We start from the raw sequence: 19,627 nt of genomic DNA, 5'->3' as shown, positions 1-19,627 counted from the left end.
GCCGACAAAGCCAAAGGGGCGGGGCGTGTTCCACGGGAAACCGATGTTTCACGTGGAACACGCCCCACCCCGGGGCGACCGGACTCTTAGTGGTCCGAGTCCTCGACGCCAGCGTCCGACAGCTTCTGCTCCAGCACCCCGCCCTCGCCCGGGGCGAGCGTGCTGAGGATCCGCTCGAGGTCCTCGATCGAGGCGAACTCGACGACGATCTTGCCCTTCTTCTGCCCGAGGTCGACCTTGACCCGTGTCTCGAAGCGATCGGAGAGCCGTGACGCCAGATCGCTGAGCGCCGGGGACACCCGAGCGCCGGCCCGCGGCCCCTTGGTCTTCGCCGACTTCTTCGTCCGGGAGCCCATCAGCTGGACGATCTCTTCCACCGACCGCACCGAGAGGCCCTCCTGCACGATGCGGCGGGCGAGCTTCTCCTGCTCCTCGACGTCGTCCACGGCGAGCAGCGCGCGGCCGTGCCCGGCCGACAGCACTCCCGAGGCGAGCCGGAGCTGCACCTCGGGCGAGAGCTTCAGAAGCCGCAGCGTGTTGGAGACCTGAGAGCGCGAACGCCCGATGCGGTCCGCCAGCTCGTCATGCGTACAGGCGAAGTCCTTGAGCAGCTGGTCGTAGGCCGCGGCCTCTTCCAGCGGGTTGAGCTGCGCACGGTGGAGGTTCTCCAGGAGGGCGTCCAGGAGGAGCTTCTCGTCCTCCGTGGCCCGGACGATCGCCGGGATGCTCTCAAGACCGGCCTCGCGGCAGGCGCGCCAGCGGCGCTCGCCCATGATGAGCTCGTACCGCTCCGGCGCCAGCTGCCGGACGACCACCGGCTGCAGCAGGCCCACCTCGCGGATCGAGGTGACCAGCTCCGCCAGCGCGTCCTCGTCGAACACCTCACGGGGCTGCCGGGGGTTGGGCGTGATGGAGTCCAGGGGCAGCTCCGCGAAGTGCGCCCCGGCCACCGTCTCCGTGGCCTCGGGCTCCTGGACGGCCACCGGCTCCGCCGCGGGCGTCTCCGCGGGCGTCATGTCGACCGGCGCGAGCCCCCGGTCGGCCGTCAGCAGCGGCATCGCAGTAGGGGACGTGGCACCGGGCCCCACCGTGGGGGTGCCGATCTCCGCCCCCTTCGGCGCGGCCGGGATCAGTGCCCCGAGCCCACGGCCCAGTCCTCTACGTCGTTCACTCACTGCAGCCCCTCCGACATGCTGTGCTGGTCCTGCTGTTGCTGGTGGCTCCCAGCCTGGTGGCCCCCGGGCTGGTGCCCCACCGACTGATGGCCCACCGTATGGGCCCCGGTGTCGTCGTAATGCACGGCGACGCCCCGCAGCGCGATCTCGCGGGCCGCCTCCAGGTACGACAGCGCCCCACTGGAGCCCGGGTCGTAGGTGAGCACCGTCTGCCCATAGCTGGGAGCCTCGGAGATCCGGACCGAGCGCGGGATGCTGGTCCTCAGAACCTCCTGGCCGAAGTGGCTGCGCACCTCGTCGGCGACCTGGGAGGCGAGGCGGGTGCGTCCGTCGTACATGGTCAGCAGGATCGTCGACACATGCAGCTTCGGGTTGAGGTGGCCACGGACGAGCTCGACGTTCCGCAGCAGCTGCCCCAGGCCCTCCAGCGCGTAGTACTCGCACTGGATCGGGATCAGCACCTCGGCGCCGGCGACCAGCGCGTTGACCGTCAGCAGCCCCAGCGAGGGCGGGCAGTCGATGAGGATGTAGTCCAGCGGCTGCTCGTAGGCCTTGATGGCCCGATCCAGCCGGCTCTCCCGGGCCACCAGGGAGACCAGCTCGATCTCGGCGCCGGCCAGATCGATGGTGGCCGGGGCGCAGAAGAGGCCCTCCACGTCCCGGACGGGCTGTACGACGTCGGAGAGCTTCCGCTGGTCCACCAGGACGTCGTAGATGGACGGCACATCGGCATGGTGGTCGATGCCGAGCGCGGTCGAGGCGTTGCCCTGTGGGTCCAGGTCCACGACGAGTACCCGGTTGCCGTGCAGCGCCAGGGAGGCCGCCAGGTTCACGGTGGTCGTCGTCTTGCCGACGCCACCCTTCTGGTTGGCCACCACCATGACCCGGGTCTGGTCGGGCCGCGGCATCCGCGTTTCACGTGAAACGACCTCCGCGGCACCCAGGGGGCCGGGACCGGGTACCGGTTCGGAGTCGGCGGGGCGGGGACCGGGGACCGGGTCGGCCATCGGCCCCGCGATATTGGCGTCGGACCGCAAGGATTCACTCTCCTCGACATCAGGCTCGCGATGGGGAGAGCCTGCCATGGTTCGCCGGGTACGAACCAGTGAGGCCCACTCTCCTGTGGATGAATCCACCGTGCCTGTGGATACCGGGGGAGGTTCCACAGCGTCGACCGGCCGACGGTCGCGGGCCGCGGCTGCACGCCCGCGACCGATGATCCCTTGCAGCAACGAGCGATGTTTCACGTGAAACACGATGCCCGCGACCCATGGCTACCTCGCCACGACACTCCGTGACGCATACTTTAGGCAGCTTGTATGGAGCACTCCCGGTGCCGCCGGCCGGAGCAATCAGCGGCGGCGGCGAGACCGGCTCACCCGGGCGGCCTTGGCCCGCTTGGCCGCGAAGCGGACGCCGCCGGGGCTCTCCCCGACCTCGACCCGCACCAGCGTGGACGGCGGATCCACGACGCCCTCGCCGACCTGAAGCACCGAGGTCCGCTCGACGCCCAGCTTGCTGAGCGCGGCCCGGGCCCCCTTCAGCTCCTCCTCGGCGGTGTCGCCCTTGAGGGCCAGCATCTCGCCGTACGGCCGCAGCAGGGGAACGCCCCAGCCCGCCAGCCGGTCCAGCGGGGCCACGGCGCGGGCCGTCACCACGTGCACCGGCGGAAGCTTGCCCAGGACCTCCTCGGCACGGCCCCTGACGACCGTGACGTGGTCCAGGCCCAGCAGCTCGACGACCTCGGACAGGAAGGTCGTGCGGCGCAGCAGCGGCTCCAGCAGGGTGATCTGGAGGTCGGGGCGGACCAGGGCCAACGGGATGCCGGGCAGGCCGGCGCCCGAGCCCACGTCACACACGGAGACGTCCTCGGGGACGGCCTCGGAGAGCACCGCGCAGTTCAGCAGGTGCCGCTCCCAGAGCCGGGGAACCTCCCGCGGGCCGATCAGCCCACGCCGCACGCCCGCGTCCGCGAGCAGTTCGGCGTAGCGGACGGCGTCCTGAAAGCGGTCACCGAAAACCGCCCGTGCCTCCGGGGGCGCCGGGGGGAGCTCCGCTGCCTCTTCCACAGTGAACCGTCCTTCCGTACCACGTTTGTAGTCGCCGATTCTGCGGATCGACGACTGTGCGTATCGACGAATCTGTGGGACTCCGAGCACCGGAGTCCGATGTCAGGCTGACAAGGATCGGCCCCGCCTGCGCGCAGACGGGGCCGAAGCTACCGGGAAACGGGAGCAGGTCACACCGGCAGGACGACCACGCGGCGCTGCGGCTCCTCGCCCTCGGACTCGCTGCGCAGGCCGGCGGCGGCCACCGCGTCGTGGACGACCTTGCGCTCGAACGGCGTCATCGGGTCGAGCTTGACCGGCTGGCCGCTGCTCTTCGCGTCCGCGACGGCCTGGGCACCCAGCTTGGCCAGCTCCTCGCGCTTGCGGGCCCGGAAGCCCGCGATGTCGAGCATCAGGCGGCTGCGGTCGCCGGTCTCCCGGTTGACCGCGAGCCGCGTGAGCTCCTGGAGCGCCTCCAGCACCTCGCCGTCGCGGCCCACCAGCTTCTGCAGATCCCGGCTGGTGGAGTCGCTGATGATCGACACGGACGCCCGGTCGGCCTCGACGTCCATGTCGATGTCACCGTCCAGGTCGGCGATGTCGAGCAGCCCCTCCAGGTAGTCCGCCGCGATCTCGCCTTCCTGCTCCAGGCGGGTCAGCGAGTCGGTGCCCTCGGCGGCGTCCGCACGGGTCTGGTCCTGGGTGTCCGTCACGGTGGGACTCCTTCGCTACTTCTTCGACGACTGGTGCTTGGGCCGCTGCGGGCCGCCCTTGCGCTGCCCGGACTTGGCACCCCGGGACGAGCCCCCACCCTGCTTCGGCTTGGCGTCCTCGGCCTGCTCCTGGGCACCGTTCCCCGAGGAGGCCTTGGTGCGGGCCTGCGGACGGCCGGCCTGCGGCTGACCTGCGGCCGGGGCCGCGGTGCGCTTGGCCTTCGTCTGGCGCTTGGGCTGCTGGCGGGCGGCACGAGCGGCCTCGGCGGCCTGCTTGGCCTCGACCTCGGCCGGGTCCTCCTTGAGCTTGCCCTTGGCCCGCAGGCGCTCCTGGCGCTGCTGGTAGGCGAGGCTGCCCGGGGTGGGGTTGCGGCGGATGATGAACATCTGCTGGCCCATGGTCCACACATTGGTGGTCAGCCAGTAGACGAGGACACCGACCGGGAAGTTGATGCCGAAGACGGCGAACATGATCGGGAAGATGTACATCAGCATCTTCTGCTGCTGCATGAAGGGCGTCTTGACCGTGAGGTCGACGTTCTTCGTCATCAGCTGGCGCTGCGTGTAGAACTGCGACAGCGACATCAGGACGATCATGACCACCGTGACGACGCGGACGTCGGTGACGGTGGAACCGAGCTTCTCGATCTTGGCCGCGCTGTCCAGGAACTTCACGGACAGCGGAGCGCCGAAGATGTGGGCCTCACGGGCGCTGGCCAGCAGGTCGTGGTTGATGACACCGACCGTCTTGCCCTGCGCGATGTGGTTGAGGACCTGGTACAGCGAGATGAAGAAGGGCGACTGGGCCAGGATCGGGAGACAGCTCGAGAGCGGGTTGGTGCCCGTCTCCTTGTAGAGCTTCATCATCTCTTCGGACTGGCGCTGCCGGTCGCTCTTGTAGCGCTCCTGGATCGCCTTCATCTTGGGCTGGAGCGCCTGCATGTTCCGGGTCGCCTTGATCTGCTTCACGAAGAGCGGGATCAGGCAGATGCGGATCAGGACCACCAGCGAGACGATCGACAGACCCCACGCCCAGCCGCTGTTCTTGTCGAAGATCAGGCTGAAGAACGAGTGGAACTGGACGATGATCCAGGAAACTGCGTAATAAAGGGGCTTGAGGACCGTGTCCACGTATCAGGCTCCTTGGGCGTTGGGCTGAGTCTCGGGCTGTGCGGCGGCCCCGGCTACGGGGTGTCCGCCCAGTCGGCTCCTCAGCCGCTGGTGCCAGACCGGACGCTTCCGGGGAGGTACGTGGTCCACGCCACCGAGCGACCACGGGTTACAGCGCAGGATGCGCCAGGCCGTCAGCACCGTCCCCTTGATCGCGCCATGCACCCGGATGGCCGTGTAGCCGTAGTGCGAGCACGACGGGTAGTACTTGCAGACCGGGCCGAGCAGGGGACTGATGGTCCACTGGTACAACTTGATCAACCACAGCAGCGGGTACTTCACCGTGCACTCCCTCCCGGGTCATGGCCGGGGTTCCGGGGAACCGAGGTATCGGTACCCGGGGGATTGCAGCTTCGCGGCGCCCCTCCCAACAGCCGCTGCAATGCGGTATCGAGATCGCGGGCCAGCTGACCGTGGTCGGCTTCGCCCGCGCCCGGCAGGGCTCGCACCACCACCAGGCTACCGGCGGGCAGCGCGTCGAGCCGGTCACGCACGAGGTGGCGCAGCCGGCGTTTGACGCGGTTGCGGATCACCGCACCGCCCACCGCCTTGCTGACGACGAAACCCGCACGTGCCGGGGGAACACTTCCCCCAGGCGCGTGCGGGTCCGTTTCACTGCGGAGGTGGACGACGAGGAGAGGGCGCCCGGCCCTGCGTCCTCGTCGAACCGCGGTCGCGAAGTCCTCGCGCCGCCTCAGCCGAGACTCGGAAGGCAGCACGTCATGGACCTTGAGTCAGGCTGCTCAGGCAGACAGGCGGGCGCGACCCTTGCCACGGCGGGACGCGAGAATCGCGCGGCCGGCGCGGGTGCGCATGCGCAGGCGGAAGCCGTGGGTCTTCGCGCGACGGCGGTTGTTCGGCTGGAAGGTGCGCTTGCTCACTCGGGGACTCCAGAAATGAATCGTGTGATGGCGGGACATCGCCTGGCTGTCACCGTGCGCCCACGAGGAAGCTCGCAATACGCAAGGCACCGCTTCACGATCACACTCCAACTTGGAGAAGTGAGACCCTTGCCCATCGGAGGCAGGCGGCAGCAGCCATCGACAACTCGACCTGGTCACGGTACGCGCCGTTACGCCATCCGGTCAAACCGGCAGCGCACCAGCATCAACCGTAGCCTCCCGGAGGCCCCGGAGACGCCAGCCGTGCCCGGGTGAGGCGGCGCGGACCACCCCATGGCACATTTGTACACACCCTGTGGACAACGACTTGAACGACGTGCCACGGCCTGACTACCGTGGCTGAACTCCGAATCCTTCCCGCCCGTCCCGAGAACCACACATTCGTGGGACCGGGGGGCGCCCCCGCTGACCGAGAGAGCGTGCCCTGTGGCTGACCTGCCTGCCGATCTTGCCGCAGTGTGGCCGCGCGTGCTGGAGCAGCTCCTGGGCGAGGGAAGAGTCGAGAGCAAGGACGAGCACTGGATCAAGCGCTGCCAGCCGCTGGCCCTGGTCGCGGACACCGCGCTGCTCGCCGTCCCCAACGAGTTCGCCAAGGGCGTACTGGAAGGTCGGCTGGCTCCGGTCGTCAGCGACGCCCTGAGCAGGGAGTGCGGTCGGCCGATCCGCATCGCGATCACGGTCGACAACTCGGTCGGCGAGCCGGCCGCGCCGCAGCAGCCCGCGCACGAAGAGCGTTCGCACAACGGCCAGGGCCGTGACACGTACGAGGGGTACGACGGGCGCTCCGGCTACGACGGCCGGGACGGGTACGGCCGCGGCGCCGGCGACGAGCTGCCGACCGTCCGTCCCGCCTACCCCGACTACCAGCAGTCCCGCTCCGAGCCCGGCTCCTGGCCGCGGCACACGGGCCCCGGCGGTCCCGGGGGCCGCGCGCAGGACCGGGGCGACTACGGCTGGCAGCAGCCGCGGCTCGGCTTCGCCGAGAACGACCGCGACCCCTACGCCTCGCCGCAGCACCCCTCGTCCGGCTACGAGCAGCAGCGCGAGCCCGGCGGCTACCGGTCGGCCGGGTCCGAGCGCCCCTACGAGCAGCAGCGCGAGCTCCCGGACACCCATGGCCGCGGCGGCGGCCAGGGCGACCGGCCGGTGCCCGGCGGCTCGGGCGCGCCGGGCGGGGGGAAGTCCTCCGGGTCGTCAGGCCCCGGCGAGCCGACCGCCCGGCTGAACCCCAAGTACCTCTTCGACACCTTCGTCATCGGCGCGTCCAACCGGTTCGCGCACGCGGCGGCCGTGGCGGTCGCCGAGGCGCCGGCGAAGGCGTACAACCCCCTCTTCATCTACGGCGAGTCGGGGCTCGGCAAGACGCACCTGCTGCACGCGATCGGGCACTACGCGCGCAGCCTCTACCCGGGCACGCGGGTGCGGTACGTGAGCTCAGAGGAGTTCACCAACGAGTTCATCAACTCCATCCGCGACGGCAAGGCGGACGCGTTCCGCAAGCGCTACCGCGACATGGACATCCTGCTGGTCGACGACATCCAGTTCCTCGCGAGCAAGGAGTCGACACAGGAGGAGTTCTTCCACACCTTCAACACCCTGCACAACGCCAACAAGCAGATCGTGCTCTCCTCGGACCGGCCGCCCAAGCAGCTGGTGACCCTGGAGGACCGGCTGCGCAACCGCTTCGAGTGGGGTCTGATCACCGACGTCCAGCCGCCCGAGCTGGAGACCCGGATCGCGATCCTGCGGAAGAAGGCGGTCCAGGAGCAGCTGAACGCGCCGCCGGAGGTGCTGGAGTTCATCGCCTCCCGGATCTCGCGGAACATCCGCGAGCTCGAGGGCGCGCTCATCCGCGTCACGGCGTTCGCCAGCCTCAACCGGCAGCCCGTCGACCTGGGCCTCACCGAGATCGTCCTCAAGGACCTGATCCCGGGCGGCGAGGACGCCTCGCCGGAGATCACCGCGCCCGCCATCATGGCCGCCACCGCCGACTACTTCGGGCACACCGTGGAGGACCTGTGCGGCGCCTCGCGCAGCCGGGTGCTGGTGACGGCGCGCCAGATCGCCATGTACCTCTGCCGTGAGCTCACGGACCTGTCCCTGCCGAAGATCGGCGCGCAGTTCGGCGGCCGCGACCACACGACCGTGATGCACGCGGACCGCAAGATCCGCGCGTTGATGGCCGAACGGCGGTCCATCTACAACCAGGTGACCGAGCTGACCAACCGCATCAAGAACGGCTGACAGGACCGCGCCGAGCGCGCGGGGACGCCTCCGAGGGCGCTCCGGGACGGTTCCCGGGGCGCCTTTCGCCGTTCCGGACGGCGTCGCCTCGCGGCCACCTCGTTCGAATAGGGACCCAGGTCACCGCGTTCTCCACAGAAACCGCCCCCGACGCCCGTCCACATCCTGGGGACTGGGAAGTTATCCAGATGATGTCCACAGCCGGGCCTGTTGACAGCTCATCAGAGGAGGTCAGCAGGGTGTGGAAGTGTGGGGAACCGAAGTCCACAGCCTGTGGATGACGAGTCCGCCCACAGCGGCCGCGGCGGTTGTCCACCGGCCGCCCACAGGAAGAACGGCGTTGTGCACAGCCTTTCCCCAGGGTTGTCCACTGTTCGGCAACGAAACGCCCGAGCTCACCGCGCCGAGTGAAAGGCGTCACACCAAGCTGCCGGGTTGGGCTGTGGGGAACCTGGGTAAAGCTGGGGACGAGCCTGGGGAGAAGTACCCCCTGCCTGTGCACCGCCTGTGCAGAACTTTTGTTTCTCCACAGTGACGCCCGGTTTTCCACCGTGGCCACCCACAGGGTCAGTGGACAAAAAATCCGGCCTGACCAGGGCAAAGGAAGTTTTCCACGGTTTCCACAGGCCCTACTACTACGACCACTGAGATCAACCGGGGAACTCGTTTCGAAGTGGGTCCTGTGCACAACTCGGCCCGAGGCCGCGCCACGCCGCCGGGTGCGACTTGACCCCGAGCAGCACCGGCTGTCAGCGGCGTACGTCAGACTGGTCTCCGGCTTCGTAGCCGTCGCAGCCGTCGGACCCGGCGGAGCACGACGAAGCCAGCGACGAAGACAGCCCAGCAGGGCCAGCCAGCAACAAGCAGGAGGCGGTTCCGGTGAAGATCCGGGTGGAGCGCGATGTACTCGCGGAGGCAGTGGCCTGGGCGGCCCGCAGCCTCCCGGCCCGTCCGCCGGTGCCGGTCCTCGCGGGACTGCTGCTGAAGGCGGAGGACGGCTCGCTCAGCCTCTCCGGCTTCGACTACGAGGTCTCGGCCCGCGTCTCGGTCGAGGCCGATGTGGAAGAGGACGGCACCGTCCTCGTCTCCGGCCGGCTCCTCGCCGACATCTGCCGCGCACTTCCCAACAGGCCTGTGGAGATCTCCACCGACGGCGTCCGCGCCACCGTGGTCTGCGGCTCGTCGCGATTCACACTCCACACCCTGCCTGTGGAGGAGTACCCGGCGCTGCCCCAGATGCCCACCGCCACCGGCACCGTCCCCGCCGAGGTCTTCGCGTCCGCCGCCGCCCAGGTCGCCATCGCCGCCGGCCGTGACGACACCCTGCCGGTGCTCACCGGTGTGCGCATCGAGATCGAGGGCGACACCGTCACCCTGGCCTCCACCGACCGCTACCGCTTCGCCGTCCGCGAGTTCATGTGGAAGCCGGAGACCCCCGACGTCTCCGCCGTCGCCCTGGTCCCCGCCAAGACGCTGCTGGACACCGCCAAGTCGCTGAGCGGCGGCGACACCGTCTCGCTGGCGCTCTCGGGCTCCGGCGCGGGCGAGGGCCTCATCGGCTTCGAGGGCGCCGGCCGCCGCACCACGACGCGGCTGCTGGAAGGCGACCTGCCGAAGTACCGCACCCTGTTCCCGACCGAGTTCAACTCGGTCGCCGTGATCGAGACGGCCCCCTTCGTCGAGGCCGTCAAGCGCGTGGCCCTGGTCGCCGAGCGCAACACCCCGGTCCGGCTGAGCTTCGAGCAGGGCGTGCTGATCCTGGAGGCAGGCTCCAGCGACGACGCACAGGCTGTGGAAAGGGTCGACGCCCGGCTGGAGGGCGACGACATCTCCATCGCCTTCAACCCCGGCTTCCTGCTGGAGGGCCTCTCCGCGATCGACTCCCCGGTCGCCCAGCTCTCCTTCACCACGTCCACCAAGCCGGCGCTGCTCAGCGGCAAGCCCGCGGTCGACGCGGAGGCGGACGAGGCGTACAAGTACCTGATCATGCCGGTGCGGCTTTCGGGCTGACGCGCCACGGACGCGCCGGCGGCCGGGAGCGCGAGGGTCGGCCCTCGCGACAGCGCAGCAGGCCGGTGCGGCTTTCGGGCCGAGCTTCGGTGACGTCCCCCGTACGGACCAGTGCGGGGGACGCCTTGACCGGGCGCATGGACGGACCACGGGCGGGTACCCGCCCCACCGTTTGAGCGCTCGGTCCCGACAGGTGTGCACGGACCCCCGGGCGTAGGCTCGGATCCGGGTAAACCGCTACGACTACGGCATAGAGGATCACTGATGGAGCTCGGTCTCGTCGGTCTCGGCAAGATGGGCGGCAACATGCGCGAGCGCATCCGCCGCGCAGGCCACACCGTCATCGGATACGACCGCAACCCGGACCTCGGAGATGTCCACAGCCTCCAGGAGCTTGTGGATTCCCTCAAGGGTCCGCGCGTCGTGTGGATCATGGTCCCCGCGGGCGCGGCGACCCAGTCCACCGTCGACGAGCTCGGCGAGCTGCTGTCGCCCGGCGACGTCGTCGTCGACGGCGGCAACTCCCGCTGGACGGACGACGAGAAGCACGCCAAGGAGCTCGCCGCCAAGGGCATCGGCTTCGTGGACTGCGGCGTCTCCGGCGGTGTCTGGGGCCTGGAGAACGGCTACGCGCTGATGTACGGCGGCGACGCCGCCAACGTCGCCCGCGTCCAGCCGATCTTCGACGCGCTGAAGCCCGAGGGCGAGTTCGGCTCCGTGCACGCCGGCAAGGTCGGCGCGGGCCACTTCGCCAAGATGGTCCACAACGGCATCGAGTACGCCATGATGCAGGCGTTCGCCGAGGGCTGGGAGCTGCTGGAGAAGGTCGACTCCGTCACCGACGTGCGCGAGATCTTCCGCTCCTGGCAGGAGGGCACGGTCATCCGCTCCTGGCTGCTCGACCTCGCCGTCAACGCCCTGGACCAGGACGAGCACCTCGACAAGCTGCGCGGCTACGCCGCCGACTCCGGCGAGGGCCGCTGGACGGTCGAGGCCGCCATCGACAACGCGGTGCCGCTCCCGGCGATCACCGCCTCCCTCTTCGCCCGCTTCGCGTCCCGCCAGGACGACTCGCCGCAGATGAAGATGATCGCCGCGCTGCGCAACCAGTTCGGCGGCCACGCGGTCGAGAGCAAGTAACACCCCACGCGAATCAGGAGGCTCGGCGCGCACCCATGCACGTTTCGCATCTCTCGCTCGCCGACTTCCGCTCGTACGCCCGGGTCGAGGTCCCGCTCGATCCGGGCGTCACGGCTTTCGTGGGCCCCAACGGCCAGGGCAAGACCAACCTCGTCGAGGCGGTCGGCTACCTGGCGACCCTCGGCAGCCACCGTGTCTCCTCCGACGCCCCGCTGGTCCGGCTGGGCGCGGACCGGGCGTTCGTCCGCGCCGCCGTCGTCCAGGGGGAGCGGCAGCAGCTGATCGAGCTGGAGCTCAACCCGGGCAAGGCCAACCGGGCCAGGCTCAACCGCTCGTCCCAGGTCAGGCCCCGGGACGTGCTCGGCATCGTGCGGACCGTGCTGTTCGCCCCCGAGGACCTGGCCCTGGTCAAGGGCGACCCCGGGGAGCGCCGGCGGTTCCTGGACGAGCTGGTCACCGCCCGTTCCCCGCGGATGGCGGGCGTGCGCTCGGACTACGAGCGCGTCCTCAAGCAGCGCAATACCCTGCTGAAGTCCGCCGTGATGGCGCGCCGGCACGCCGGCCGCTCGATGGACGTCTCCACGCTCGACATCTGGGACCAGCACCTGGCCCGCGCCGGCGCCGAGCTGCTGGCGCACCGCCTGGATCTGATCGCCGCCCTGCTGCCGCTGGCCGACCTCGCGTACGAGCGGCTGGCGCCCGGCGGCGGGCCGGTCGCCTTCGACTACCGCGGCCCGGTCGGCGTCGGCGGCCCGGAGGGCGCGCGCACCCGCGAGGAGCTGTACGAGGTGCTGCTCACCGCGCTGGGCGAGGCACGCAAGCAGGAGATGGAGCGCGGCGTGACCCTCGTCGGTCCGCACCGCGACGACCTCGTGCTGCGGCTGGGGCAGCTGCCCGCCAAGGGGTACGCGAGCCACGGGGAGTCCTGGTCGTACGCGCTGGCGCTGCGGCTGGCCTCGTACGAGCTGCTCAAGGCGGAGGGCAACGAGCCCGTCCTCGTCCTCGACGACGTCTTCGCCGAGCTGGACGCCCGCCGCCGCGAGCGGCTGGCGGAGCTGGTGGCCGACGGTGAGCAGGTGCTGGTGACGGCCGCGGTGGACGACGACGTTCCGGACGTGCTGACGGGCGCGCGGTACGCGGTCTCCGAGGGGACGGTCGAGCGCGTATGACCGAGCACTCCCCGGCGCAGCAGTCCTCGACGCGCAGGGTGCCGGAACCGTCCGGCGTGGACCTGGCGCGGGTCGCGCTGCGCGCGGCCAAGGAGCAGGCGCGGGCGCGGGGCGCGGCCGTGCAGCAGAAGAAGCAGGCGCGCCGCGGCGGCCTGCGCTCCGGCGCGCGCGCCGACGGCCGCGACCCGCTGCCGCTGGGCGCGGCCATCAACCGCCTGATCACCGAGCGCGGCTGGGAGACGCCCGCGGCGGTCGGCGGGGTGACCGGGCGCTGGCCGCAGATCGTCGGCGAGAACGTGGCGCTGCACTGCGAGCCGGAGGGGTACGACGAGGACGCGCGGGTGCTGACCGTGCGGTGCGACTCGACGACGTGGGCGACCCAGCTCCGGCTGCTCGCCCCGACGCTGGTGGCCCGGCTCAACGACGACCTGGGCCAGGGCACCGTCCGGCTGATCAAGGTGCTGGGTCCGGGCGGGCCGACGCGCCGGTACGGAGCACTGCGCGCACCGGGGAGCACGGGGCCGGGCGACACCTACGGGTGAGCTCTGCGCGCCCCCGTGCGCGAGGGGCCCGAGGGCGGATCGGGGCGAACGGGGGAGATGGGGAGGAGGCGTCCTCCGAGCGCGGTAGCGGGCGGTTGACAACCCGAAGCGCTGAGTGCCGCTGTGAGCCTCTTGGAGCCCCGTCCCACATATAGGGAGTCGGCTGATGCCGGTTCAGGGCGGCACATGCGGACTCAGACACCGCCAAACCCCCATTCATGTCGGCGCTACCGGTAGACTGGTGGTAATCCCGCGCGTTTCGCGGAAACAAGTCGAACGACGCAGTCGCTCCCGCCTGCCCTCCCGGTCTCCCGACCGACGACGGCGCCCCGCCGCACAGGCAGGAGAAGGTCTGTGCTGTGCCAGAAAGGGCGCTTCGTGGCCGATTCCGGCAACCCCAACGAGAACACCACCCCTTCCCCCGAGGAGGGCGCCACTCCTGTGCCGGAGGACGCCTCGTCCGGCGCTCCGGGCGGAGGTGCGTCGTACGACGCCAGCGCGATCACCGTGCTGGAGGGTCTGGACGCGGTCCGCAAGCGGCCGGGCATGTACATCGGCTCCACCGGCGAGCGGGGCCTGCACCACCTGGTGCAGGAGGTCGTCGACAACTCGGTCGACGAGGCCCTGGCCGGCCACGCCGACACCATCGACGTGACGATCCTGTCCGACGGCGGCGTCCGCGTGGTCGACAACGGCCGCGGCATCCCCGTCGGCATCGTCCCCTCCGAGGGCAAGCCGGCCGTGGAGGTCGTGCTGACCGTCCTGCACGCGGGCGGCAAGTTCGGCGGCGGCGGCTACGCGGTCTCCGGTGGTCTGCACGGCGTCGGCGTCTCCGTCGTCAACGCGCTGTCGACGCGCGTCGCCGTCGAGGTCAAGACGGACGGCTTCCGCTGGACCCAGGACTACAAGCTCGGTGTCCCCACCGCCCCGCTGCAGAAGAACGAGGCGACGGAGGAGACCGGCACCTCGGTCACCTTCTGGGCCGACGGCGACATCTTCGAGACCACCGACTACTCCTTCGAGACGCTCTCGCGGCGCTTCCAGGAGATGGCGTTCCTCAACAAGGGCCTGACCATCTCCCTGACCGACGAGCGCCCGGACCACGTGGACGAGGAGGGCAAGCCGCTCGCCGTCCGCTACCACTACGAGGGCGGCATCTCGGACTTCGTCCGCTACCTCAACTCGCGCAAGGGCGAGCTGATCCACCCCACGGTGATCGCGCTCGAGGCCGAGGACAAGGAGCGGATGCTCTCGGTCGACATCGCGATGCAGTGGAACAGCCAGTACACCGAGGGCGTCTACAGCTTCGCGAACATCATCCACACCCACGAGGGCGGCACGCACGAGGAGGGCTTCCGCGCGGCGCTGACCTCGCTGATCAACAAGTACGCGCGCGACAAGAAGCTGCTCCGCGAGAAGGACGACAACCTCACGGGCGACGACATCCGCGAGGGTCTGACCGCGATCATCTCGGTCAAGCTGAGCGAGCCGCAGTTCGAGGGCCAGACCAAGACCAAGCTGGGCAACACGGAGGCGAAGACCTTCGTCCAGAAGGCGGTCTACGAGCACCTCACCGACTGGCTGGACCGCAACCCGATCGAGGCCGCGGACATCATCCGTAAGTCGATCCAGGCCGCCACGGCCCGCGTCGCCGCCCGCAAGGCGCGCGACCTGACCCGCCGCAAGGGCCTGCTTGAGACCGCCTCGCTGCCCGGCAAGCTGTCGGACTGCCAGTCGAACGACCCGGCCAAGTGCGAGATCTTCATCGTCGAGGGCGACTCCGCCGGCGGTTCGGCCAAGTCCGGCCGGAACCCCGAGTACCAGGCGATCCTCCCGATCCGCGGCAAGATCCTCAACGTCGAGAAGGCCCGGATCGACAAGATCCTCCAGAACCAGGAGATCCAGGCGCTGATCTCCGCGTTCGGCACCGGTGTGCACGAGGACTTCGACATCGAGAAGCTCCGCTATCACAAGATCATCCTGATGGCGGACGCCGACGTCGACGGCCAGCACATCAACACCCTGCTGCTGACCTTCCTCTTCCGCTTCATGCGACCGCTGGTCGAGGCCGGTCACGTCTACCTGTCGCGTCCCCCGCTCTACAAGATCAAGTGGGGCCGGGACGACTTCGAGTACGCGTACTCGGACCGCGAGCGCGACGCGCTGATCCAGCTCGGCCGCGAGAACGGCAAGCGCATCAGGGACGACTCGGTCCAGCGCTTCAAGGGTCTCGGCGAGATGAACGCCGAGGAGCTGCGCGTCACCACGATGGACATCGACCACCGGGTGCTCGGCCAGGTCACCCTGGACGACGCGGCGCAGGCGGACGACCTGTTCTCGGTGCTCATGGGCGAGGACGTCGAGGCACGGCGTTCGTTCATCCAGCGCAACGCCAAGGACGTCCGCTTCCTCGACATCTGAGTCGGCCTGCACGAACAGCCGCGGCTCGAAAGGACTTTGAACACCAATGGCCGACGAGATGACCCCTGACACGCCCACGCCCGTGACCCCGGACGGCACCACGCCCGAGGGGCAGCCCGCCACCATCGAGGGCGTCGGGATGCGCGTCGAGCCCGTCGGGCTCGAGACGGAGATGCAGCGCTCCTACCTCGACTACGCGATGAGCGTCATCGTGTCGCGTGCGCTGCCCGACGTGCGGGACGGCCTCAAGCCGGTGCACCGGCGCGTGCTCTACGCGATGTACGACGGCGGGTACCGCCCCGAGAAGGGCTTCTACAAGTGCGCCCGCGTCGTCGGCGACGTCATGGGTACGTACCACCCGCACGGTGACGCCTCCATCTACGACGCCCTCGTCCGGCTGGCCCAGCCGTGGTCGATGCGGATGCCGCTGGTGGACTCCAACGGCAACTTCGGCTCCCCGGGCAACGACCCGGCGGCCGCCATGCGGTACACCGAGTGCAAGATGGCGCCGCTGTCCATGGAGATGGTCCGGGACATCGACGAGGAGACCGTCGACTTCCAGGACAACTACGACGGCCGCAACCAGGAGCCGACGGTCCTGCCGGCGCGCTTCCCCAACCTGCTGGTGAACGGCTCGGCCGGCATCGCGGTCGGCATGGCGACCAACATCCCGCCGCACAACCTGCGCGAGGTGGCCGAGGGTGCCCAGTGGTACCTGGCCAACCCGAACGCCACCCCCGAGGAGCTGCTCGACGCGCTCGTCGACCGGATCAAGGGCCCCGACTTCCCGACCGGCGCCCTCGTGGTCGGCCGCAAGGGCATCGAGGAGGCGTACCGCACCGGCCGCGGCTCGATCACCATGCGCGCGGTGGTCGAGGTCGAGGAGATCCACAACCGCCAGTGCCTGGTGGTCACCGAGCTGCCCTACCAGGTCAACCCGGACAACCTCGCGCAGAAGATCGCCGACCTGGTGAAGGACGGCAAGATCGGCGGCATCGCGGACGTCCGCGACGAGACCTCGTCCCGGACCGGCCAGCGCCTGGTGATCGTCCTCAAGCGGGACGCGGTCGCCAAGGTCGTCCTCAACAACCTCTACAAGCACACCGACCTCCAGACCAACTTCGGCGCGAACATGCTCGCGCTGGTCGACGGCGTGCCGCGGACCCTGTCGCTGGACGCGTTCATCCGCAACTGGGTCACCCACCAGATCGAGGTCATCGTCCGGCGCACCCGCTTCCGGCTGCGCAAGGCCGAGGAGCGCGCCCACATCCTGCGCGGTCTGCTGAAGGCGCTGGACGCCATCGACGAGGTCATCGCGCTGATCCGGCGCAGCGACACCGTCGACGTCGCCCGCGAGGGCCTGATGGGCCTGCTGACGATCGACGAGATCCAGGCCAACGCGATCCTGGAGATGCAGCTCCGCCGGCTGGCGGCCCTGGAGCGGCAGAAGATCGTCGCGGAGCACGACGAACTCCAGGCGAAGATCAACGAGTACAACGCGATCCTGGCCTCCCCGGAGCGCCAGCGCGGCATCATCAGCGAGGAACTGACCGCGATCGTCGAGAAGTTCGGCGACGACCGGCGCTCCAAGCTGGTGCCCTTCGAAGGCGACATGTCCATCGAGGACCTGATCGCCGAAGAGGACATCGTCGTCACCATCACCAACGGCGGCTACGTCAAGCGCACCAAGACCGAGGACTACCGGTCGCAGAAGCGCGGCGGCAAGGGCGTGCGGGGCACCAAGCTGAAGCAGGACGACATCGTCGACCACTTCTTCGTCTCCACCACCCACCACTGGCTGCTCTTCTTCACCAACAAGGGCCGGGTCTACCGGGCCAAGGCGTACGAGCTGCCGGACGCCGGCCGGGACGCGCGCGGCCAGCACGTGGCCAACCTGCTCGCCTTCCAGCCGGACGAGAAGATCGCCCAGATCCTCGCCATCCGTGACTACGAGGCGGCCCCCTACCTGGTGCTCGCCACCAAGTCGGGCCTGGTGAAGAAGACCTCGCTGAAGGACTACGACTCCCCGCGCTCCGGCGGCGTCATCGCCATCAACCTGCGGGCGATGGACGACGGCCGCGAGGACGAGCTGATCGGCGCCGAGCTGGTGTCGGCCGACGACGACCTGCTGCTGATCAGCAAGAAGGCGCAGTCCATCCGGTTCACCGCGACGGACGACTCGCTCCGCCCGATGGGCCGGGCCACCTCCGGCGTCAAGGGCATGAGCTTCCGCGAGGGTGACGAACTGCTGTCGATGAACGTCGTCCGTCCGGGCACGTTCGTCTTCACCGCGACCGACGGCGGTTACGCCAAGCGCACCCCCGTGGACGAGTACCGCGTCCAGGGCCGCGGCGGCCTCGGGATCAAGGCCGCGAAGATCGTCGAGGACCGGGGATCGCTGGTCGGCGCCCTGGTCGTCGAGGCGTCGGACGAGATCCTCGCGATCACCCTCGGCGGCGGTGTCATCCGGACCCGGGTCGACGAAGTGCGGGAAACCGGGCGTGACACCATGGGCGTCCAACTGATCAATTTGGGCAAGCGCGACGCCGTCGTGGGCATCGCGAGGAACGCCGAGGCCGGCCGTGAGGCCGAGGAGGTCGACGAGGACACGTCGGCCGAGGCCGGGGGCGGGGGGCCCGAGGTGGCCGGAGGCACGGAGCCTGCGGTCGAGGACACCGAGGAGTAGGTCGTGAGTCGAGCCACGGGCACCGCGGCAAGCGGTGCGGACGCCGGGCGACGCGGTGCCGGTGCTTCTTCGAGCACCGCGGTCGGCAAGGGCGGTGCCCGTGGCGCCGACGCGGACGGGGCAGACTCCCCGGGTGGGAGCGACACCACCGCCGCCAACAGGGGGGACTCCATGACGGAGACCAAGGGCCCGAAGCCGTACCACCCGCCGAAGGCCTACGAGCCGCCGGCCGAGCGCACCGCGTCCAGCACCGCGTCCAAGGCAGGCAAGGGCGCCGCCGGCGCCGCCAAGGGGGGCACCAAGAGCATGAGCAAGCCCGCGGGGGCCGCCAAGGCCCCGGCCGCGGCCCGGCAGGTCCCGGCCCAGGGGGCCGCCCCGGCGGCGTCCGCCGCGCCCGCCGCCGCGGCGCCCCGCACCCGCTCCGCGCGGCTGCGGGTGGCCAAGGCCGACCCGTGGTCGGTGATGAAGGTCAGCTTCCTGCTGTCGCTCGCCCTGGCCGTCTGCACGATCGTGGCGGTCACGGTGCTGTGGCTGGTCCTGGACGCCATGGGCGTCTTCTCCGCCGTCGGCGGGACCATCAGCGACGCCACCTCGGGGGAGGGCGGCGGCTTCGACCTCCAGTCGTTCCTGTCGCTGCCGCGCGTCCTGATGTTCACCGTCGTGATCGCGGTCATCGAGGTGGTCCTGGCGACCGCCCTGGCGACCCTGATCGCCTTCGTCTACAACCTCTCGGCGTCCTTCGTGGGCGGCGTGGAGCTCACCCTCGCCGAGGACGAATAGCCCTCGCGGGCGGCCCGCCGGCGAGGGGTGGCCGGGCGATTTTGGGACTGGGCCCCAAGTGCGCTAATCTTTCGGTGCAGCGCGGGGCTATAGCTCAGACGGTTAGAGCGCTTCCCTGATAAGGAAGAGGCCACAGGTTCAAGTCCTGTTAGCCCCACCGGCCCGATCGGCCCGGACGGAGAGAAATCTCCGGCCGGGCCGATCGGCTTTTCCGGACAAGTCGTGTGAGAGCTCCCGAGGCGGTACGGCGGAGGCAGGGAAGCGGTACGGCAGAGTCCGATACAGGTCCGATACAGGTCACCGATCGGTATCGGCCGGTGTGTATCATCGGCCACCAGAGTCCCCTTACGTCAAGGAAAGACGAGGTCGCGCGGTGAAGAAGCTGCTCCTGGTCGCACTGGCCGCCATCGGCGGGCTCCTCGTGTACCGCCAGATCCAGGCGGATCGCGCCGAGCAGGATCTGTGGACGGAGGCGACCGACTCCGTGCCCGCAGGTTCGGGTGTGTGAGACGACGAGTTCTACGCGGAGCCCCGGCCGGTACGACGGCCGGGGCTCCGTTGTTTTCGCCGGCACCCCGGGGCTGTTCGCTACTGCGAATAAAATGATTGCATTAGTGAAGGGGTGAG

Annotated in this window: 16 protein-coding genes, 1 tRNA gene and 1 pseudogene; 10 read left to right on the top strand and 8 right to left on the bottom strand. The window is 69.8% G+C overall.

Going from position 1 to position 19,627, the window contains the following annotated elements; translation table 11 throughout:
• Positions 1–86: 86 nt before the first annotated feature.
• From JNW98_RS12095 to rpmH, 8 genes and pseudogenes are all read right to left on the bottom strand, one after another.
• Positions 87–1,175, bottom strand: coding sequence for a ParB/RepB/Spo0J family partition protein (locus tag JNW98_RS12095; protein WP_223768159.1), 1,089 nt, complete (start codon positions 1,173–1,175; stop codon positions 87–89).
• On the bottom strand, positions 1,172–2,260 hold the full coding sequence (locus JNW98_RS12090; protein WP_223768158.1) for a ParA family protein: 1,089 nt from the start codon (positions 2,258–2,260) through the stop codon (positions 1,172–1,174). The genes JNW98_RS12095 and JNW98_RS12090 overlap by 4 nt, the downstream gene beginning before the upstream one ends.
• A 267-nt stretch (positions 2,261–2,527) precedes the next feature.
• On the bottom strand, positions 2,528–3,244 hold the full coding sequence (rsmG, locus tag JNW98_RS12085) for a 16S rRNA (guanine(527)-N(7))-methyltransferase RsmG (RefSeq protein ID WP_223768157.1): 717 nt from the start codon (positions 3,242–3,244) through the stop codon (positions 2,528–2,530).
• Positions 3,245–3,414: 170 nt separating this feature from the next.
• A complete protein-coding gene (locus JNW98_RS12080) occupies positions 3,415–3,936 on the bottom strand; it encodes a Jag family protein (protein ID WP_223768156.1) in 522 nt (173 codons plus the stop codon).
• A 15-nt stretch (positions 3,937–3,951) separates the two neighbouring features.
• The gene (gene yidC / locus JNW98_RS12075) at positions 3,952–5,067 is read right to left on the bottom strand and encodes a membrane protein insertase YidC (RefSeq protein WP_223768155.1); all 1,116 of its coding nucleotides are present in this window, start codon (positions 5,065–5,067) and stop codon (positions 3,952–3,954) included.
• A 3-nt stretch (positions 5,068–5,070) separates the two neighbouring features.
• On the bottom strand, positions 5,071–5,388 hold the full coding sequence (yidD, locus tag JNW98_RS12070; RefSeq protein WP_223768154.1) for a membrane protein insertion efficiency factor YidD: 318 nt from the start codon (positions 5,386–5,388) through the stop codon (positions 5,071–5,073).
• A gap of 71 nt (positions 5,389–5,459) precedes the next feature.
• Positions 5,460–5,825, bottom strand: a pseudogene (gene rnpA / locus JNW98_RS12065) (ribonuclease P protein component); the annotation flags it as partial.
• Positions 5,826–5,849: 24 nt separating this feature from the next.
• Entirely contained in the window at positions 5,850–5,987 is a 138-nt protein-coding gene (gene rpmH, locus JNW98_RS12060) for a 50S ribosomal protein L34 (protein ID WP_003949374.1), read from the bottom strand.
• 447 nt (positions 5,988–6,434) lie between these two features.
• Between rpmH and dnaA the strand changes: the two genes are divergently transcribed.
• From dnaA to JNW98_RS12010, 10 genes are all read left to right on the top strand, one after another.
• A complete protein-coding gene (dnaA, locus tag JNW98_RS12055) occupies positions 6,435–8,252 on the top strand; it encodes a chromosomal replication initiator protein DnaA (protein ID WP_308015563.1) in 1,818 nt (605 codons plus the stop codon).
• An 879-nt stretch (positions 8,253–9,131) separates the two neighbouring features.
• A complete protein-coding gene (gene dnaN, locus JNW98_RS12050) occupies positions 9,132–10,262 on the top strand; it encodes a DNA polymerase III subunit beta (protein ID WP_223768153.1) in 1,131 nt (376 codons plus the stop codon).
• A 264-nt stretch (positions 10,263–10,526) separates the two neighbouring features.
• Positions 10,527–11,402, top strand: coding sequence for a phosphogluconate dehydrogenase (NAD(+)-dependent, decarboxylating) (gene gnd / locus JNW98_RS12045; protein ID WP_223768152.1), 876 nt, complete (start codon positions 10,527–10,529; stop codon positions 11,400–11,402).
• Positions 11,403–11,437: 35 nt separating this feature from the next.
• Complete coding sequence (gene recF / locus JNW98_RS12040; RefSeq protein ID WP_223768151.1) at positions 11,438–12,571, top strand: DNA replication/repair protein RecF; 1,134 nt, start codon at positions 11,438–11,440, stop codon at positions 12,569–12,571.
• Positions 12,568–13,113: a DciA family protein gene (locus JNW98_RS12035; protein ID WP_223768150.1), complete on the top strand. Its 546-nt coding sequence runs from the start codon at positions 12,568–12,570 to the stop codon at positions 13,111–13,113. Before recF ends, JNW98_RS12035 begins: the two co-directional genes overlap by 4 nt.
• Positions 13,114–13,467: 354 nt before the next feature.
• Positions 13,468–15,534: a DNA topoisomerase (ATP-hydrolyzing) subunit B gene (gene gyrB / locus JNW98_RS12030; protein ID WP_308015562.1), complete on the top strand. Its 2,067-nt coding sequence runs from the start codon at positions 13,468–13,470 to the stop codon at positions 15,532–15,534.
• A gap of 46 nt (positions 15,535–15,580) precedes the next feature.
• Positions 15,581–18,220 (top strand): DNA gyrase subunit A, encoded by a 2,640-nt coding sequence (gene gyrA, locus JNW98_RS12025; RefSeq protein WP_223768149.1) that lies wholly within the window; start codon positions 15,581–15,583, stop codon positions 18,218–18,220.
• Between the two features lie 171 nt (positions 18,221–18,391).
• Entirely contained in the window at positions 18,392–19,000 is a 609-nt protein-coding gene (locus tag JNW98_RS12020; RefSeq protein WP_263420671.1) for a DUF3566 domain-containing protein, read from the top strand.
• A gap of 83 nt (positions 19,001–19,083) precedes the next feature.
• Positions 19,084–19,157: transfer RNA gene (locus tag JNW98_RS12015), tRNA-Ile, on the top strand.
• A 216-nt stretch (positions 19,158–19,373) separates the two neighbouring features.
• A complete protein-coding gene (locus JNW98_RS12010; RefSeq protein WP_003958712.1) occupies positions 19,374–19,508 on the top strand; it encodes a DLW-39 family protein in 135 nt (44 codons plus the stop codon).
• Positions 19,509–19,627: the final 119 nt, after the last annotated feature.

Origin of the sequence: Streptomyces huiliensis, assembly GCF_020037025.1 — a bacterium.
GTDB classification, from domain to species: Bacteria; Actinomycetota; Actinomycetes; order Streptomycetales; family Streptomycetaceae; genus Streptomyces; species Streptomyces huiliensis.
The sequence above is the reverse complement of the archived record's forward strand: the minus strand, read 5'-3'. Positions and strand labels throughout refer to the sequence as shown.

Coding starts and splice junctions, on each gene's coding strand:
- JNW98_RS12090 (WP_223768158.1), bottom strand. CDS start 2,260: ATGGCAGGCTCTCCCCATCGCGAGCCTGATGTCGAGGAGAGTGAATCC.
- JNW98_RS12020 (WP_263420671.1), top strand. CDS start 18,392: ATGACGGAGACCAAGGGCCCGAAGCCGTACCACCCGCCGAAGGCCTAC.
- gnd (WP_223768152.1), top strand. CDS start 10,527: ATGGAGCTCGGTCTCGTCGGTCTCGGCAAGATGGGCGGCAACATGCGC.
- gyrA (WP_223768149.1), top strand. CDS start 15,581: ATGGCCGACGAGATGACCCCTGACACGCCCACGCCCGTGACCCCGGAC.
- JNW98_RS12035 (WP_223768150.1), top strand. CDS start 12,568: ATGACCGAGCACTCCCCGGCGCAGCAGTCCTCGACGCGCAGGGTGCCG.
- recF (WP_223768151.1), top strand. CDS start 11,438: ATGCACGTTTCGCATCTCTCGCTCGCCGACTTCCGCTCGTACGCCCGG.